Origin of the sequence: Streptomyces sp. NPDC014864 (genome assembly GCF_043081525.1) — a bacterium.
Classification (GTDB): Bacteria; Actinomycetota; Actinomycetes; order Streptomycetales; family Streptomycetaceae; genus Streptomyces.
Map to the genome: position 1 here is coordinate 430,406 of NZ_JBIBWT010000002.1, position 17,201 is coordinate 447,606.

19 protein-coding genes and 1 pseudogene are annotated in these 17,201 nt (G+C 70.0%); 17 read left to right on the forward strand and 3 right to left on the reverse strand.

Annotation, left to right across the window (positions count from 1 at the left end; translation table 11 throughout):
• Positions 1 to 17 precede the first annotated feature (17 nt).
• Both ACF1A5_RS05920 and ACF1A5_RS05925 read left to right on the forward strand, forming a co-directional pair.
• The gene (locus tag ACF1A5_RS05920) at positions 18 to 677 is read left to right on the forward strand and encodes a hypothetical protein (RefSeq protein WP_392191585.1); all 660 of its coding nucleotides are present in this window, start codon (positions 18 to 20) and stop codon (positions 675 to 677) included.
• A gap of 1 nt (position 678) precedes the next feature.
• The gene (locus tag ACF1A5_RS05925; RefSeq protein ID WP_392191586.1) at positions 679 to 1,074 is read left to right on the forward strand and encodes a hypothetical protein; all 396 of its coding nucleotides are present in this window, start codon (positions 679 to 681) and stop codon (positions 1,072 to 1,074) included.
• Positions 1,075 to 1,131: 57 nt separating this feature from the next.
• Here the strand turns inward: ACF1A5_RS05925 and ACF1A5_RS05930 are convergent, their stop codons facing one another.
• Positions 1,132 to 1,701, reverse strand: coding sequence for a hypothetical protein (locus ACF1A5_RS05930; RefSeq protein WP_392191696.1), 570 nt, complete (start codon positions 1,699 to 1,701; stop codon positions 1,132 to 1,134).
• Positions 1,702 to 1,733: 32 nt separating this feature from the next.
• Positions 1,734 to 2,396: an SDR family oxidoreductase gene (locus tag ACF1A5_RS05935; protein WP_392191587.1), complete on the reverse strand. Its 663-nt coding sequence runs from the start codon at positions 2,394 to 2,396 to the stop codon at positions 1,734 to 1,736.
• A 194-nt stretch (positions 2,397 to 2,590) separates the two neighbouring features.
• Here ACF1A5_RS05935 and ACF1A5_RS05940 point away from each other — a divergent pair, with 194 nt between their 5' ends.
• The 12 genes from ACF1A5_RS05940 (at position 2,591) to ACF1A5_RS05995 (ending at position 14,570) form a co-directional block, all read left to right on the forward strand.
• Positions 2,591 to 3,088 (forward strand): type 1 glutamine amidotransferase domain-containing protein, encoded by a 498-nt coding sequence (locus ACF1A5_RS05940; protein ID WP_392191690.1) that lies wholly within the window; start codon positions 2,591 to 2,593, stop codon positions 3,086 to 3,088.
• A 244-nt stretch (positions 3,089 to 3,332) separates the two neighbouring features.
• On the forward strand, positions 3,333 to 3,860 hold the full coding sequence (locus ACF1A5_RS05945) for a general stress protein (protein ID WP_392191588.1): 528 nt from the start codon (positions 3,333 to 3,335) through the stop codon (positions 3,858 to 3,860).
• 81 nt (positions 3,861 to 3,941) lie between these two features.
• A complete protein-coding gene (dnaK, locus tag ACF1A5_RS05950; protein WP_392191589.1) occupies positions 3,942 to 5,846 on the forward strand; it encodes a molecular chaperone DnaK in 1,905 nt (634 codons plus the stop codon).
• Between the two features lie 10 nt (positions 5,847 to 5,856).
• A complete protein-coding gene (locus ACF1A5_RS05955) occupies positions 5,857 to 6,441 on the forward strand; it encodes a nucleotide exchange factor GrpE (RefSeq protein ID WP_392191590.1) in 585 nt (194 codons plus the stop codon).
• Between the two features lie 6 nt (positions 6,442 to 6,447).
• Positions 6,448 to 7,389 (forward strand): DnaJ C-terminal domain-containing protein, encoded by a 942-nt coding sequence (locus ACF1A5_RS05960; protein WP_392191591.1) that lies wholly within the window; start codon positions 6,448 to 6,450, stop codon positions 7,387 to 7,389.
• On the forward strand, positions 7,382 to 7,756 hold the full coding sequence (locus tag ACF1A5_RS05965) for a chaperone modulator CbpM (RefSeq protein ID WP_361002237.1): 375 nt from the start codon (positions 7,382 to 7,384) through the stop codon (positions 7,754 to 7,756). Before ACF1A5_RS05960 ends, ACF1A5_RS05965 begins: the two co-directional genes overlap by 8 nt.
• Positions 7,747 to 10,386, forward strand: coding sequence for an ATP-dependent chaperone ClpB (gene clpB / locus ACF1A5_RS05970; protein ID WP_392191592.1), 2,640 nt, complete (start codon positions 7,747 to 7,749; stop codon positions 10,384 to 10,386). Before ACF1A5_RS05965 ends, clpB begins: the two co-directional genes overlap by 10 nt.
• Positions 10,383 to 10,829, forward strand: coding sequence for a thioredoxin (trxA, locus tag ACF1A5_RS05975; RefSeq protein WP_392191593.1), 447 nt, complete (start codon positions 10,383 to 10,385; stop codon positions 10,827 to 10,829). Before clpB ends, trxA begins: the two co-directional genes overlap by 4 nt.
• A gap of 5 nt (positions 10,830 to 10,834) precedes the next feature.
• Positions 10,835 to 11,098: a UBP-type zinc finger domain-containing protein gene (locus tag ACF1A5_RS05980; RefSeq protein ID WP_392191594.1), complete on the forward strand. Its 264-nt coding sequence runs from the start codon at positions 10,835 to 10,837 to the stop codon at positions 11,096 to 11,098.
• The gene (locus ACF1A5_RS05985; protein WP_392191595.1) at positions 11,098 to 12,912 is read left to right on the forward strand and encodes an FAD-dependent oxidoreductase; all 1,815 of its coding nucleotides are present in this window, start codon (positions 11,098 to 11,100) and stop codon (positions 12,910 to 12,912) included. Before ACF1A5_RS05980 ends, ACF1A5_RS05985 begins: the two co-directional genes overlap by 1 nt.
• Positions 12,913 to 12,960: 48 nt before the next feature.
• A complete protein-coding gene (locus tag ACF1A5_RS05990) occupies positions 12,961 to 13,461 on the forward strand; it encodes an Hsp20/alpha crystallin family protein (RefSeq protein WP_392191596.1) in 501 nt (166 codons plus the stop codon).
• 716 nt (positions 13,462 to 14,177) lie between these two features.
• Positions 14,178 to 14,570: a DUF2267 domain-containing protein gene (locus tag ACF1A5_RS05995; RefSeq protein ID WP_392191597.1), complete on the forward strand. Its 393-nt coding sequence runs from the start codon at positions 14,178 to 14,180 to the stop codon at positions 14,568 to 14,570.
• Between the two features lie 284 nt (positions 14,571 to 14,854).
• Here ACF1A5_RS05995 and ACF1A5_RS06000 read toward each other — a convergent pair.
• Positions 14,855 to 14,944: pseudogene (locus ACF1A5_RS06000) on the reverse strand (IS5/IS1182 family transposase); the annotation flags it as partial.
• A gap of 546 nt (positions 14,945 to 15,490) precedes the next feature.
• Here ACF1A5_RS06000 and ACF1A5_RS06005 point away from each other — a divergent pair.
• The 3 genes from ACF1A5_RS06005 to ACF1A5_RS06015 all read left to right on the forward strand — a co-directional run bounded on the left by ACF1A5_RS06005 (position 15,491) and on the right by ACF1A5_RS06015 (position 17,172).
• Positions 15,491 to 15,859, forward strand: a complete 369-nt coding sequence (locus ACF1A5_RS06005) for a VOC family protein (RefSeq protein ID WP_392191598.1) — start codon at positions 15,491 to 15,493, stop codon at positions 15,857 to 15,859.
• A gap of 696 nt (positions 15,860 to 16,555) precedes the next feature.
• Entirely contained in the window at positions 16,556 to 16,795 is a 240-nt protein-coding gene (locus ACF1A5_RS06010) for a hypothetical protein (RefSeq protein ID WP_392191599.1), read from the forward strand.
• The gene (locus ACF1A5_RS06015) at positions 16,795 to 17,172 is read left to right on the forward strand and encodes a fic family toxin-antitoxin system, toxin component (RefSeq protein WP_392191600.1); all 378 of its coding nucleotides are present in this window, start codon (positions 16,795 to 16,797) and stop codon (positions 17,170 to 17,172) included. Before ACF1A5_RS06010 ends, ACF1A5_RS06015 begins: the two co-directional genes overlap by 1 nt.
• The last annotated feature ends 29 nt before the right edge of the window (positions 17,173 to 17,201 follow it).

Genomic DNA, 17,201 nt, shown 5'->3' on the forward strand with positions numbered 1-17,201 from the left:
GCGAGCTGGGAGGAACAATGCGGAACCGGACCCTGAGCAAGATCGGCACACAGCTGTTGCGTCTGCGCCACGACTCGTCACAGAGCTCACAGGACCGGGCGGCGCCGGCCGACTACGGACTGGACCACAGGCAGGTCACCGAATTCGTCGCCGGCACGCTGGACGCGGAGGGCGAGGCGGCGCTCGCCCATCAGGTGGCGCGGCTGCTGCCCTTCCACTGGACCTGGCCCCACCGGGTCGCGAAGGAGATGTCGCAGATCATGGACCACATCGGTGATCAGCGCGAGCTGATGGCCTGGCTGGATCGGCACCCCGGCCTGCCACGGCTGGTGGCCCGCCTGTACGTCTTCATGGGCCTCCTCGACACGTACAGCGCGGTGCCCGCGGTCGTGACCGCGATGCGGGAGTACCGGGAGCGGACACCGTATCCGCCGGGCCTGGAGCCCTACTTGGTGCCCGCCACCGATGACGACACGCTCGCGAGCATTGCTTTCAAGGTCGAGAAACTGCTCGGCGAGGAGCGGACCCGGGAGGCCGTCGAACTGGCCCTGGCCACTGCGGCATGGCTGCAGCAGATCGCGCCGCGCGCGCGGGAACTCAATCCTGAGGTCGGCGACTTGAACGACCTGATGGGGCAGGCTCGGCAGGATGTCCGGGCGGCAGCAGCCGACATCTGAAATGAACACGACTGTCGATGGGACGGTGAACGGCATGACGGTGAAACTGAACGCGAGGGCGTTCAACCACGCAAAGAAACTGGCCGAAGAGGGCCGGATCGTCTTGGACGACCGGGACGAGTGGAGCGAGCACCGGCCTTCCGCAGCGGACGAGAATGCCTACCTCGAGGAGCACGGATTCAACGAGTACGCCAGGTGGTACCTGGGCATCGATGACGAGATGGGGGAGGAGACCAAGGGCCGGTACAAGTTCCCCTACGGCGATTTCGAGCGCGTCCACCGCTGCGGAGTGCTCTCTGCCGAGGTCCGCGCCGGACAGCAGAAATACGCGGACATCGAGAACGCCGCCGCGCACCTGCACGGACTGCTGGACGGCAGGCGGGCCGGGAACCGGTGACAGCGCCGGAAAACGTGCACCCTCACCCAGTCCCCGGCGACGGGTCGTCCAGTGGCGCTAGGTATCGTCGCCCCGCTCGCCCTCCGCCTGGGATGGCTCGCTCCGGGGGACGTCCGGGTGCTGTTCCGTTGCGGTACCCTCGCCCGTCTCGTCCCGCTCGCCCTCGGCCTGCGAGGGTGTGCGCGAGTACCAGGCGTCGTAATCAGGGGCTCGGGATTTCATGACGGGCCTCCTTTGTCGCTCACGTCCATCCTCCCCTCTCAGGCCGTGGTGGAACGTCTGCGACCTCACCGTGCGAACCTCGGTGAGGACGTACCGCCCCGACTCGTTGCTCCCGCCGCGGCGGACGTCGATGGCGTCGATCTCGCCGTCGTACGGGCCGCCCAGGTACGGGACACCGCGCCTCGTGTGCCCGGTGCGCGCCAGGGCGTTCTTCAGCCGGTCCAGCTTGTCCCGGGCCTCCTCGACGTGCCCCTTCTCCAACATCGCCTCGACGTACCCGAAGGCGTAGCCGATCGACTGGTGCTCGAAGGGTGTACCGCTCGGCGCGGCGATGTCCCTCAGCTTGCGGAACACCGTGTCGGCCTCGCTGCGCAGCGCCTTTTGAAGCGCCCGGGCGTGAGTCATTACCCGCACCCGGGCGAGGGCGGAGTGCGGCGTCAGCCGCCGGCCACGGCGCGCACCGCCTCCTCGACCGGGGTGGACCCGCTGATCAGCTCGAGAATGCGCCCGGCGGTCCTGGGCTCGTGGAGCAGGGCGGCGAGCACCGCAGCCACGTCATCGCGCGGCACCTGGCCGCGGTCGGTGTGCTCGGCGAGCGTGACACGGCCGCTACCGGGGTCGTCGGTCAGCATCCCCGGGCGCAGAATCGTCCAGTCCAGTCCCGGACGGGAGGTGATGTCGGCGTCCGCCTCACCCTTGGCCTTCAGGTACGCGGCGAACACCGGGTCGGTGCCGGGCGGCGGCGGGCTGTCCACGCCCATCGAGGAGATCACCAGGAAGCGGCGCGTCCCGGCGCGCTCGGCCGCGTCGGCGAGGAGGATGGCCGCGTTCCGGTCCACCGTCTGCTTGCGGGCCGCGCCGCTGCCCGGTCCGGCGCCCGCGGCGAACAGTGCCGCGTCTGCGCCGCGAAGTTGGCCGGCCACCTCGTCCACCGAGGCGTGCTCCAGATCGCACACCACCGGTTCCGCGCCGTCCGCGCGCAGGTCGTCGGCGTGGTCCGGGTTGCGGATCAGCCCTGTGACGTTGTCGCCGCGCGCCGAGAGCAGCCGGGTCAGCCGGCGCGCGATCTTTCCGTGTCCACCCGCGATCACAATGTGCATGGGGTCATTCTTGCCACACGCGACCGCTCACGCCGGGCTGCGGGACTGCCGCGGCAGGTCGCGTCCTGCGGTTGCCGTAAAGTCGGCGTACTCGCGCACCGCGCTGGTGCGCGAGACCACCCGGCCACCGGGTCGCGCCGCAGGTGCTCGGGGGTTCGCGGTCGCGGTTTCAGCGCGGCTGGTCGCCGAAGGGCCTGCCTGACCGCGGTGCGCTGCAGGGCGCAGGGGCGAAGACCGAGATCGTCTCGCTCCACCACGGCGAGATCCAGGCCCGCCAGTTCGACCTCAACGCGGCAGGAACCTTCCCCGTGGACCGCCTGGTCGCCGACGCCTCCGTCAACGACTACCACGCCCTGCTCCTGCCCGGCGGCACCATGAACCCCGACCAGCTGCGCATGGACCGCGACGCGGTGCAGTTCGTCAAGGACTTCATGGCCAGCGGAAAACCGGTCGCATCGATCTGCCACGGCCCGTGGACCCTGGCGGAAGCCGACGCCGTGCGCGGCCGCCGCCTGACGTCCTGGCCCAGCATCCGCACCGACCTGCGCAACGCCGGCGCGGAGGTCGTCGCCGACCAGGAGGTGGTCGTCGACGGGCAGCTCGTCACCAGCCGCGGCCCGGCCGACCTGCCCGCCTTCTGCGCCGCCGTCGTGGAGCAGTTCGCCCGGGCGCACCACCCCATGCCCGGCTGACCCGGGGCCGTGAGCCCCGCTACCGCATGCCGGGCCGAACCCTGAGGTACCCCGCCGCGAGCCGCGAGCCGCGAGCCGCGAGCCGCGAGCCGCGAGCCCGAATCGTCGTCCCGCCCTCCTGTCCTCGCAGACCGACCGCCGGTGCCACTTTTCGACCCGCTGGGCGCAGGCGGGGTGACCGGGCGAACAGCCACTCTGGGGCCTGTCGGGACCGCTCGGCGGTCCGTCGGCGGAAGGAGTGGCCATGACCGAGCAGGCCCGCAGGGCCGTTGCCTCGTACTCGACGTACCAGGAAGCCGAACGTGCCGTCGATCACCTCGCCGACCAGGGCTTTCCGGTTCAGAAGGTGGCGATCATCGGTCGGGACATGCGCATGGTCGAACAGGTGATCGGTCGAGTGGGGTACGGCGAGGCCGCCCTCCATGGCGCAGCCACCGGAGCGCTGCCCGGCGTACTCGTCGGCTGGATCTTCGGGTTGCTGAACTGGCTGAATCCGGTCGTCTCCGGTCTGCTCCTCGCCCTGTACGGGCTGATCTTCGGAGCGGTCGTCGGTGCGCTGCTCGGCGTGCTGTTGCACGCGGCCCAGGGCGGCCGACGGGACTTCGCCTCGGTCCGCACGATGGAGCCCAGCCAGTACGACGTCGTGGCGGACGAGGACGTCGCCGATGAGGCCGTCCGGCTGGTCGCCGGGCTGGACAGCAGGGCCGGCGCGAACACGGAGAGCGCCTCCTCCGGGGGCCGGCGCCCGCGCAGCGACCCCACCCCCAGCTGAACGAGTTTCGAAGCCGGGCGGACAGGGCCCGGAGGATGAACGGTCGCCGACGGACGTCGACCGCCGCGGAAGGAGTTCCTCATGGCCAAGGCAGTGGGCATCGACCTGGGCACCACCAACTCGGTGATCGCCGTGTGGGAGGGCGGCGAGCCGTCCGTCGTGCCCAACAGCGAGGGCAGCCGCACGACACCCTCCGTGGTGGCCTTCACCGACACCGGGGAACGTCTGGTGGGCCAGCTGGCCCGGCGCCAGGCGATCCTCAATCCCAAGGGCACCATCTACTCGGCCAAGCGGTTCATCGGCCGGCACTTCGACGAGGTCTCCGACGAGGCCAAGGCCGTCGCCTACGACGTCGTCGCGGGAGAGAACGGCGAGGCCCGCTTCAAGGTGCGTGACAAGCTCTACGCGCCTGAGGAGATCAGCGCCCTGGTGCTGCGCAAACTCGCCGACGACGCCTCCAAGCAGCTCGGGGAGCGGGTCACGGAGGCGGTCATCACGGTGCCCGCCTACTTCAACGACGCCCAGCGCACCGCCACCCGTGACGCCGGACGGATCGCGGGACTGGAAGTGCTGCGGATCATCAACGAGCCGACGGCGGCCGCCCTCGCGTACGGCATGGACAAGAAGCAGCACGAGACCGTCCTGGTCTTCGACCTCGGCGGCGGCACCTTCGACGTGAGCATCCTCGACGTCGGCGACGGCGTGGTCGAGGTCCGTTCCACAGCGGGTGACAGTCATCTGGGCGGCGACGACTTCGACAGGCGTCTGGTCGACTACCTCGCGGACGACTTCCAGAAGGAGAACGGCATCGACCTGCGCAAGGACCCGCAGGCGCTGCAACGCCTCTTCGAGGCGGCGGAGAAGGCCAAGACCGAACTCAGCTCCGTCACCCAGACCCAGGTCAGCCTGCCGTTCATCACCGCCGACGCCTCCGGGCCTAAGCACCTGACCGACTCGATCATGCGGTCCACGTTCGAGCAGATCACCGCCGACCTGGTGGAGCGCTGCCTGGGACCGGTCCAGCAGGCCATGGCCGACGCCAAGGTCGGTGAGAACGACATCGACGAGGTCATCCTCGTCGGCGGTTCCACCCGCATCCCCGCCGTCCAGGCCCTCGTGCGCCGGCTGACCGGCGGCAAGGAACCCAACATGAGCGTCAACCCCGATGAGGTCGTGGCCCTGGGCGCCGCGATCCAGGCCGGGGTGCTCAAGGGCGAGGTCAAGGACGTCCTGCTGCTCGACGTCACCCCGCTGTCCCTGGGAGTGGAGACGCGCGGCGGAGTGATGACGAAGATCGTCGAGCGGAACACCACCATCCCGGTGCGCCGCAGCGAGACCTTCTCCACCGCCGAGGACAACCAGCCGGCCGTCGATGTGGTGGTCCTCCAGGGCGAGCGCGAGCGGGCCGCCGACAACCGGGCGCTCGGCCGGTTCCAGCTCACCGACATCCGGCAGGCGCCGCGGGGCGAACCCCAGATCGATGTCACTTTCGACGTCGACGCCAACGGCATCCTCAACGTCAGCGCGCGCGACAAGGACACCGGCAAGGAACAGGGCATCACCATCAGTGAGAGCTCCAACCTCGACCGGAGCGAGGTCGAGCGCATGGTCCAGGAGGCCGAGCGCAACCAGGGCCAGGACCAGGCCCTGCGCGAGGCCGTCGACGCCCGCAACGAACTCGACGCGATCGCCTACCAGGTCGAAAAGCGCCTGAGCGAACTGGGCGACGCCGCGCCCGCGCACGAAAAGGCTCGAGCCGAGATGCTGGTGGCAGAGGCCCGCGACGCGGTCAAGAACGAGGCCGGAGTGGACAAGGTCAGGCCGCTGATCTCCGAACTCCAGCAGGTCCATGCCGGGCTCGCCGCCCACCAGGCCGGAGCCGCGGCGGCGAGTGGTCCGTCGGACACCACCGGGCCGGACGACTCCGGGCAGGGCGGTGCCGGCGCCGACGAAGACGTGGTCGACGCCGAGTTCGACAAGGGTTGAGGTACCCGCCATGCCGATCCCTCCCCAGGACCGATCGTCCGACCTACCACCCGAAGGCGCCGCACAACCGCCGCAGGGCCACCTGCCCGAGCCCGCGCCGCCGACCACGGAGGCCGAACCGGGGCCCGACGCGGCCACCGGTCCGGCCGGGGGCGAGGACGAGTACGCGGCCGCGCTGAAAGAGGTCGAGGACCGCTGGCGGCGTGCTCTCGCCGATCTGGACAACCTGCGCAAGCGACACGCCAGGGAACTGGACCGGGAGCGCGCGGCCGAACGCGCCCGCACGGCCGCGGCCTTTCTTCCCGTCATCGACAACCTCGAACTGGCCCTGAACCACGCGGGCTCCGACCCCGGGGCGATCGTCGAGGGGGTTCGCGCCGTGCGCGACCAGGCCGTGTCCACCCTTGAACGCCTTGGTTACGAGCGTCACGCCGAGACCGGCGTCCCCTTCGACCCCTCCCGGCACGAGGTCGTCGGCGTGGTCCAGGACCCCGACGCCGAACCGAACACCGTGGCGCAGGTGCTGCGCCCCGGCTACGGCGAGGCCGAGCGGCAGCTGAGGCCGGCCGCCGTGACGGTCGCGAAGCGGGAGTGAGCGGCCATGGCACGCGATTTCTACGAGGTTCTCGGGGTCCCGCGCAACGCCGACAAGGACGAGATCCAGCGGGCGTATCGCAAGCTGGCCCGCAAGTACCACCCCGACGTCAACAGGGACCCCTCGGCGGAGGAACGCTTCAAGGAGATCAATGAGGCCTTCAGCGTCCTGTCCGACCCCGACCAGCGAGCCCGTTACGACCGCTTCGGCGAGGACTTCCGGAAGGTCCCCGAGGACTGGGAGGAGCGGGTCGGTGCCGGCGCGGGACCCGGCGGCGGCTTCCGCTGGTCCACCGGGGGCGGCCCCCGGGTCCGGTATGCCACCAGCGGCTTCGGCGCGGAGGGCGTCGACATCGACGACCTGTTCGGCTCGTTCTTCGGAGGCGCCGGACGGGTCCGTGTCCCCGGAGCCGACCAGGAGGCCGAACTTCCGCTCACCGTCGAGGAGGCCTACCGCGGAGGCCGTCGCACCGTCACGCTCGCCGGTCCCACCGGGCAGCCGCGGCGGTACGAGGTCGACGTGCCACCGGGTGTCACCGACGGGCAGCGTATCCGGCTGGCGGGCGAGGGCGGCCGGGGCAGCGGTGACGCCCCCGCAGGGGACCTGTACCTGCGGGTGCGGATCCAGCCGCACCCCCAGTTCCGCCTCGACGGCCGGGACGTGTACGTCCAGCTTCCGGTCACCCCCTGGGAGGCCGCGCTGGGTGCCACGGTTCCGGTGGCCACGCCGAGCGGGGCGACGGCGAAGGTGAGCGTGCCCGCGGGCTCGTCCAGCGGCCGGCGGCTGCGGCTGCGCGGTGAGGGCATGCCGAACCCGCGCGGCACGAACGGCGACCTCTACGCCGAGCTCCGGATCATGGTGCCGTCCAGGCTCAGCGACCGGGAGCGCGCACTTTTCGAGGAGCTCGCCGCCGTCTCCTCGTTCGACCCCAGGAGACACGATGAGTGACCCACGCGTCGGGGCGCGCCAGGCGTCTCGGCTGACAGCTCCCGCGCCGGCACGCGTCCGGTACGCGATCGTGCCGGTGCCCAGGCTCTCCCTGCAGACCGTGGCCCGCCGCTCCGGCGTCCATCCCGACCTCATCCGCCGGTTCGTCGCTCTGGGCCTGGTCGAGGCCGAGCGCGACGCCTCCGGAGGCCTGGTGTTCGAACCCACGGCACCGGCCGCCCTTGCCCGCGTCCAGCGGCTGCGCACCGGGCTGTGCCTCAACTACGCATCCATCGGCCTGGTGCTCGACCTGCTGGACCGCATCAGCATGCTCGAAGCCGCCCTGCGCCGCGCCGGTACGAGGAGTGAAACACCCCCATGGACATGAACCGTCTCACCCAGAAGTCCCAGGAAGCCCTCCAGGAGGCCCAGACCGCGGCCGTCCGCATGGGGCAGACCGAGGTCGACGGGGAACACCTGCTGCTCGCGCTTCTCGATCAGGAGGACGGTCTGATCCCACGGTTGCTGCAACAGGCCGGCACCGAGCCGAAGGAGCTGCGCGCTGCCGTGCGCGAGGAACTCTCCCGCCGCCCGAAGGTCACCGGTCCCGGCGCGGCACCCGGCCAGGTCTTCGTCACTCAGCGCCTGTCCCGCCTGCTCGATGCCGCCGAGCGGGAGGCCAAACGCCTCAAGGACGAGTACGTGTCCGTGGAGCACCTCCTGCTCGCCCTGGCCGAGGAGGGCTCGTCCACCGCCGCCGGACGCCTGCTCAAGGAGCACGGCGTGACCCGCGAGTCGTTCCTGAGCGCGCTCACCCAGGTCCGCGGCCACCAGCGGGTCACCTCCGCCAACCCCGAAGTGGCCTACGAGGCTCTGGAGAAGTACGGCCGCGACCTGGTCCTCGAGGCCCGGACCGGGCGGCTGGACCCGGTCATCGGCCGGGACGCCGAGATCCGCCGCGTCACCCAGATCCTCAGCCGCAAGACCAAGAACAACCCCGTCCTCATCGGCGACCCCGGCGTCGGCAAGACCGCCATCGTCGAGGGCCTCGCCCAGCGCATCGTCCGCGGCGACGTACCCGAGGGCCTGCGCGACAAGACGGTGTTCGCCCTCGACATGGGCTCCCTGGTCGCCGGCGCCAAGTACCGCGGCGAGTTCGAGGAACGCCTCAAGGCCGTGCTCAGCGAGGTCAAGGCCGCCCAAGGACGCATCCTGCTCTTCGTCGACGAACTGCACACCGTCGTCGGGGCCGGGGCCGCCGAAGGGGCCATGGACGCGGGCAACATGCTCAAGCCGATGCTCGCCCGCGGCGAACTGCACATGATCGGCGCCACCACCCTCGACGAGTACCGCAAGCACATCGAGAAGGACGCCGCCCTCGAACGCCGCTTCCAGCAGGTCCTGGTCGACGAGCCGAGCGTGGAGGACACCATCTCCATCCTGCGCGGACTGCGCGAACGACTCGAGGTCTTCCACGGCGTGAAGATCCAGGACACCGCGCTGGTCTCCGCGGCCACCCTCAGCCACCGCTACATCACCGACCGGTTCCTGCCCGACAAGGCCATCGACCTCGTCGACGAGGCGTGCGCCCGGCTGCGTACCGAGATCGACTCGATGCCCGCCGAACTGGACGAGATCACCCGTCGTGTCACCCGTCTGGAGATCGAGGAGGCGGCCCTGTCCAAGGAGACCGACCCAGCCAGCAAAGCTCGCCTGGAGGAGCTGCGCAGGGAACTGGCCGACCTGCGCGGCGAGGCCGACGCCAAACGCGCCCAGTGGGAGGCCGAGCGGCAGGCGATCCGCCGCGTGCAGGAACTGCGCCAGGAACTGGAGCAGGTCCGCCACGAAGCGGAGGAGGCCGAACGCGCCTACGACCTCAACCGCGCCGCCGAACTCCGCTACGGCCGCCTCCAGGAACTGGAACGCCGACTGAAGGCCGAGGAGGAGCAACTGGCCGCCAAGCAAGGGCAGAACCGGCTGCTGCGCGAGGTCGTCACCGAGGAGGAGATCGCCGAGATCGTCGCCGCCTGGACCGGCATCCCCGTCGCCCGTCTCCAGGAGGGCGAACGCGAGAAACTGCTGCGCCTCGACGAGATCCTGCGCGAGCGCGTCATCGGCCAGGACGAGGCCGTCAAACTCGTCGCCGACGCCATCATCCGCGCCCGCTCCGGCATCCGCGACCCACGCCGCCCCATCGGCTCGTTCATCTTCCTCGGCCCCACCGGCGTCGGGAAGACCGAGCTGGCCAAGACCCTCGCCCGGGCCCTGTTCGACTCCGAGGAGAACATGGTCCGCCTCGACATGAGCGAGTACCAGGAGCGGCACACCGTCAGCCGGCTCATGGGCGCACCGCCCGGATACGTCGGCTACGAGGAAGGCGGTCAGCTCACCGAGGCCGTACGCCGCAAGCCGTACTCGGTGGTGCTGTTCGACGAGATCGAGAAGGCGCACACCGATGTCTTCAACACCCTGCTGCAGATCCTCGACGACGGCCGCATCACCGATGCCCAGGGCCGCACCGTCGACTTCCGCAACACCGTCATCATCATGACGTCCAACATCGGCTCCGTGCACCTCCTCGACGGCGTCACCGCCGAGGGTGAGATCAAGCCGGACGCCCGCGCCCTGGTGATGGGCGAGCTGCGCGGGCACTTCCGCCCGGAGTTCCTCAACCGCGTCGACGACATCGTGCTGTTCAAGCCACTCGGTGAGCGGCAGATCGAACGCATCGTGGAGCTGCAGTTCGACGAGCTGCGCCGCCGCCTCGCCGAACGCCGCATCACCCTCGAACTCACCGACGCCGCCCGGGAGCTGATCGCCCACGAGGGCTACGACCCGGTATACGGGGCCCGGCCGCTGCGCCGCTACATCTCCCACGAGGTCGAGACAATGATCGGGCGCGCCCTGCTGCGCGGCGACGTCCAGGAAGGCGCCACGGTCCGCGTCGACGCCGAGGCCGGGGAACTGGTGGTCACCTACGACCGGCCCGAGGGAGTGAAGGGAGCGCGGGCGGCATGAGCACGATGCAGGCGACCACCGTCAAGTGTCCGAACTGCGGGCGCACCAACCGGGTGCCCGCGGCCGCGGAGGGCCGCCCCAAGTGCGGCCACTGCAAGCAGCCCCTGCCGTGGATGGTGGACGCGGGCGACGACGACTTCGCCGAGGTGGCCGAGCGGGCCGACATCCCCGTCGTGGTCGACCTGTGGGCCACCTGGTGCGGCCCCTGCCGCATGGTCAGCCCAGCGCTGGAGAAAGTCGCCACCGACCTCGCCGGCCGAATCAAACTCGTCAAGGTCGACGTCGACAAGAACCCGCGGCTGTCGCAGCGTTTCGAAGTCCAGGCGGTACCGACACTGCTCGTCCTCGACAAGGGGAGGACCCTCGCCCGGCAGGCGGGGGCGGCGCCCGCCCCCGCTCTGCGCCAGTGGGTGGAACAGTCGATCACGGCCCGGGAAGGGTGATCCGGATGACCCTGCACGCAGACCCCCACCTCGCGCTCGTCCGGCCGGTCCGGCCTCTGACCCCAGAAGGGTGTCAGGAGTGTCTGCTGCTCGGCTCCCCGTGGGTCCACCTGAGGCTCTGCCTGACCTGCGGGCACGTCGGCTGCTGCGACTCCTCGCCGAACAAGCACGCGCGTAAGCACGCAGCTGCCGTCGCCCACCCGATCGTGCAGTCGTTCCAGCCCGGCGAGGACTGGCGCTGGTGCTACGTTCACAAGGCGTTCGTCTGATGTCCGGCGACCAGTCGCTGCCGGGCGAAGAACCGGTCCCGGAGGAAACGGACGAGGCCGCCTTCTGGGAGACCCCGGACGTCTACGGCGCGTATCCGCGCCTTACGGAGGACCAGATAGCACGTCTGGCGGAGCACGGGGAACGCCGGAGCGTGGCTCCGAACGACGTGCTGATCCGGGAGGGGGAGCGCTGCGAGGCGTTCTACGTCGTCCTCAGCGGTTCCGTCGCCGTCCTCGAGGACTACGGCACTCCCGAGGAGCACCTGCTGCGCGTGCACGGCCCCGGTCGCTTCATCGGCGAACTCGGGCTGCTGCACGGACAGGTGGCCTTCTACACCGCTGTCGCCAGGGAGCCGGGCGAGGTCCTCGTCGTCCCCTTGGACCGGTTGCGCCACCTGGTGTCCCAGGACTCCAGCATCGGGGACGTCGTGCTGCGCGCCTGTCTGGGCCGTCGCGCGCTGCTCGTCGGACAGGGCGCCGGCTTCCGCATCATCGGCTCGCGCTACTCGCCCGACACCAGGCGGCTGCGCGAGTTCGCCATCCGCAACCGGCTGCCGCACCGCTGGATCGACCTGGAGACCGACGAGGAGGCCGAGGAGCTGCTGCGCCGTTTCGACGTCAGCCCGGAGGAGACACCGCTCGTCATCTGGCGGGACACCACCCTGTTGCGCAACCCCAGCAACGCGGAACTGGCCCGGCTCATCGGTCTGCCGTCACTGCCTGCCGGAGACCGTCACGGCGACGTCCTCATCGTCGGCTCCGGACCCGCCGGCCTCGCTGCCGCGGTGTATGCCGCCTCCGAGGGGCTGAGCACCACGGTGGTGGAGGCGATGGCCACCGGCGGTCAGGCCGGCACGTCGTCCCGCATCGAGAATCTGCTCGGCTTCCCCTCCGGCATCTCCGGCGCCGAACTCGCCGAACGCGCCGTGCTCCAGGCCGACAAGTTCGGCGCCAGGATCAGCATTCCGGTGGAGGCGACCGGTCTCCATCCCAAGGACGAGGACCACTACGTGGTGGCGTTCGCCGACGGCAGCGAGATCGCCGCCCGCGCCGTGGTCCTGGCCACGGGTGCCCACTACCGTCGGCTCCAGGTGCCCGGTATCGAACGCCTGGAGGGAACGAGCGTGCACTACTCGGCGACGGTCTACGAGGCCCAGCAGTGCCGCACCGACCCGGTGGCCGTCGTCGGCGGAGGCAACTCGGCGGGCCAGGCGGTGCTGTTCCTCGCCGAGTACGCGCCGAAGGTGTACCTGCTGGTCCGAGGATCCAGCCTCGAGGCCAACATGTCCCGCTACCTGGTCGACCAGGTAGCGGGACATCCGCGGGTGGAGGTCATGCTGCACACCGAGGTCACCGAGGCCATCGGCCAGGAGATACTGGAGGAGCTCGACGTGGTCGACAACCGCACGGGCGGGCACCGCAGGCTCGTGGTACGGAGCCTGTTCGTCTTCACCGGCGCCGACCCCCACACCGAGTGGCTCGCCGGCACCATCGCCCTCGACTCCCGCGGCTTCATCCTCACCGGGCCGGAGGCCCAGGAAGCCTGCGTCCACCCCGAGGTGTGGCAAGGCCGCGGGCGCTCGTGCATGACCCTGGAGACCAGCCTGCCCGGGGTCTTCGCGGCCGGGGACGTCCGTAGCGGCTCGGTGAAGCGGGTGGCCTCGGCGGCCGGTGAGGGCGCGATGGCCATCCATTTCGTGCACCGGCACCTGGGGCACTCGGCCGCACCCGGCACCACGGGCACGTCCGCTGCCGCGGGCGGCTCGGACGTCTCCCCCCGCATACGTCACAAGGAGTCCGCGTGGCTCGCATGACGAACGGCGGACGACGAGATCACGACAAGGAAGAAGGAGGCGATTGCGATGGCCATGCCCGTCCGGCGCCACCGCGGTGGCGGCCTGCAGGAAAGGCCCGTCTGGGCACCCACTGCTGTCAATCCCCTGGTCGAGTTCGACGAACTGCTCAACCAGATGAGCGGCCTGCTGGAGTCGACGGTGGGCGCGGCACCCGCGGTTGCGTGGACGCCTCTCGCGGACGTGTCGGAGTCCGAGGACGCGTTCCACATAGAGATCGAACTCCCCGGAGTGAAGAGCAAGGACATTGACGTAGAGGCCAACGGTCCCGAACTCGTGGTCACCGGAGAGATCAAGGAGCGGGAGCGCAAGGGTGTCCTGCGCCGCAGCACCCGCCGCGTCGGAGCCTTCGAGTACCGTTTGCGGCTGCCCGGCGAACTGGACACCCACAAGATCAAGGCTGAGATGCAGGACGGAGTGCTCAGCATCACCGTCCCCAAGGCCGACGTCGCAAAGCCGCGACACGTCGAGATCACCGAGACGAGTAAAAGCACCGAGAGCAGCGGCTGAGACGCGAGCGCCGCGGTTCCGGGCACCCATCCGGCACTGCGGCCGGGCCGGCGAAGTCGCGTAGCGTGCTCTTCCGTGCTGCACTGCCACCTTCTGGGACACCGTTATCGCCTTCTCCATGAGGGCCACCCGATGCTCTGACACTGCGCGCGGGTGCGGAGCGTGTTCTGACCCTCTTCAGGTAACGGCCTATGGTCTCGAAAGTCTCGAACGGGGAGGCATGGCATGACCACCGCCGCCGAGCTTGGTGTCGTCACGACCAAGGTCCCCGCCCGGCTTGACCGGCTGCCGTGGTCGAGCTGATTCCTGTGTCCAGGCCCCTGGAGAACATTGCCCGGCCGCTCACCGCCGAGGAGACCGAGGCAGCCTGGCGCAACGAGCCCGCGCCACAGGATGCGCGAGATTGCCTCCGGCCCGCGCACATCCGGCAGGCCGCGCACGAGCGGGACTGCGGTCGCCGGCCGCACCGCCCGCCGCCGGGAGTGGGAGCGCGCCGGAGCCCGCCGCTACTGCCCGGGCACCGGACCGGGCAGCACCCTGTACTCGCCGGGGGTGGCCGGCACCGCGGGCACGGCAAGACGTACGTCCGCCACGGCTCCGTACGGGAGTCCTTGCGAACGGCAGCTACGCGCCGGCGGGCGGACCCGCCGGCCCGACGGCGCACCTGACGACCCCCTCGATCAACGGTGACCGGGGCGGGCAGAAGGAAGGCAGCTATGAAATACGACGGATTCCTCGCCCGTGTGCGCGAGCGAGGCGAATACCACGACCAGGACGAAGCCGCGGACGTCACCAACGCTGTGCTGGAAGTCCTGGCCCAACGGATCAGCCCGGGAGAGGTCAAGGACCTCGCATCCCAGCTGCCCGGCCCGCTGCGACAAGTTCTGGACCATGCCGCGCCGCAGCAGGCGCGAAGCTTCGGGATCGAAGAGTTCTACCGCCGGGTCGCCGAGCGTACCCATGCCCGGCCGCGTACGGCGCAGTGGGACGCCAGCGCGGTCCTGACCACCGTTGCCGACGCTGTCACCGGCGGAGAGCTGAATCAGATCATCAGCCAACTCCCCTCCAGTTACGCGGTCCTGTTCGGCAAGGCCGACCTCGCGGACTGAGACCGTGAGGCGCGGTGGTTGCCGAGCGTGATGACCGTGGTTCTGCTGCCGGAGTGGTCAAGGTTGGGGTCGCATCGACAGTAGGACTGCTTGATCAGCTCACCAACCTCGGACACCGCCATGCCCGGCTGAACGACGGAGTGACCGGTGCACCAACGGGTGAAGCAGCAGCAGTTCCCCGGCCACGAGCAGCAGCTCCTGCGGGGCGGCTATGTCCGCAACTTCGTCCATTGCCCTTCGGAGACCACCTCGACGGAGCCGTCGACGACCTTGATGGCCGTTTGTACCTTGGAGTCGTTGCGGTTGCCGGGCACGGGCCGGCCGACCGCGGCCACGAGCCGGGTGTCGGCATCGAGGATGACTTGATGCTCGGACAGGCGCACAGCTGCCGTTCCTCGTCCGAGGGGCCGGGGTTGGGTTCGCGGAGCCGGGCGGCAGCCAGGATCTGCCTCCACCGGTGGATGTCCGCCAGGCGTCGGCCACGCACGTGGCTGTAGGGCTCCGTGCGCACCGGCCAGGGTTCGTCCGTCGGCACAGCAGCGGACCGCCACGGATCTGTCCGCCACGTCCGGTCGGCCCGGGCGCGGATGGATGGTGGTGCGACAGTGGGCCGACAGTTCGGGGAACAGCGCCTCGACATCCAGCGGAGGTGGTGGTGTTGTCCTCGATATACACGTGACCTTAGACCGCAGCCGGACGCCATGATGCAGCACCTCCGGAGGCAACAACCTCCACCTCAATGAGGCTGCGCCATCTGGGAGTGGCTGTTCAGCAGGGGTGGTGTGACCCGTTTCGGGCTGCTCGTACTGGTCGCGGGCGGCAGTCTGGGGTGTAGATCGTCTGGCGGCGTGGTTTGGCCGATGAGTTCACCGTCCTCGAACGGTCTGCCCAGTGACACGACCGTTCTCGACAGGAGTGCCATGTCCACCATCCAGCCAGTGATCATCACTGCCGACCAGGACGTTCTGCTCGGCTTCTACACGAAATTGTTCGGCGCCGAGGAGATCTTCCGGGTACCGGCGCAAGGCCTGGCCTTCTACGTCGGCTTGCGCATAGGCGACACCGACCTCGGGCTGGTGGCCAAGACGGACCCGGGGACCGGGGTGGAACCGCGGATCCTGCTCAGCATCGGTGTCGACGACGTCGACGAGACGCTCGGCCGGGTGGAGGCGCTGGGCGGCTCGGTCCGCAGCGGCCCCAAGGACATGCCGTGGGGACAGCGCGTCGCCCACATCCAGGACCCCGACGGCAACCCGGTGAACCTCACCCAGCCGATCCCGGCTCAGTGACGCTGTTCCGCGGGTGCTTGTGCTGCTCGTGGGCTGCCTGCGGTAGAGATCAATTGCCTGTAGTGGCCTCGATGTTCGTCAGTACGAGCAGTGAGCGAAGTAGGTGGGTGGCGTGAGCGGGGTCAGTGCGGAGTTTGGGAGGGTCCGCCAGTTCTTCGGATGGGCGAAGCCTCGTTCGACCGGGGCGCGTCCGGCGGCGGGGCGCTGGGACGACGGCAACGTCGACCTGCTCCGCAGGGGAGGTTGGCCTCCCCTCCGGCGGGTGCGAGATGGCGGGCACGGGTGGCAAGCCGGGGACGACCACGAGGTCGTCCCCGGCGTCGTCCAGGCCGTTGGCCGCCCGGCACACCCTCCACCTCGGCCAGCAGCAGCTCACGACCGCCCTCGGCCTCACCCTCGCAAGCAACCAGGGCCGCCCCCGCACGCCGCACCTCGAACAGATTGTGCAGCTCCCGGTGCTCTTCCTCCCCCGCGAAGGTCGCACCCCGCCGCCCGCGAGACCAGCCGCGTCGACGGCGACACCATCAAGATCGGCGCTTGGCTCGCCAAAACCTGCACCAAGCACCGCTCCGGCCAGTACCCCCCCGGAACACGCACACCCGATCGCCAACCCTCTCGACGGGGACTGGACGGATGAGGGCGTCGCTCCTGCGGCTGCCGCCCCTCCAACATGGTAACGGCTGTTACCATGCTGGTATGGCCAAAACACAACTGGGCGCACGCGTGGATGAGGACGTCGCGGAACTCGCCAAGAAGCGCGCCGCCGACCTGGGACTGAGCGTCGGAGACTATCTCGCCAGGCTGGTGCAGGACGATGCCAGCGGCCTGCGCGCCCGAGCAGTGGACGCGGCCGCCCGCTTCCTGGCCGAACACCAGGTGGTCTTCGACGAGGCCGAACAAGCCCAGCCCACGCCTCGGGGAGCGCGCGCGGCCTGATGGATCTGAACATCGATGTGCCCTGGATCCTGCAGGTCGCCGAGGTGGCCGGAGCGAACGATCCGGCACCTGACGATTACGGCGTTCCCATCTCGGCGGTGGCCCGCCACCGGGCCGAGCTGTTCGAGCAGTCCGTCTACGACGGTCCCTACGCCAAGGCCGCCGCCCTGGTGCACACGCTGGGCCGGTGCCGCTGGCTGGAGCGTTCCAACCTCGCCGTCGCCGCCGCGTCCGGCGTCATGTACCTCGAGGCCGCCGGAATCACGGTCAAACCCGCCCGCGAGGACGCCGTCGCCCTTAAGGACCTGCTCCTGGACCCGGCCTGCACCGCCGGGAAGATCGCCACCCTGCTGCGGGCCTGGCCCACCACCACCTGAATCGACTCGGTGGCCCGCCCTGCACACTG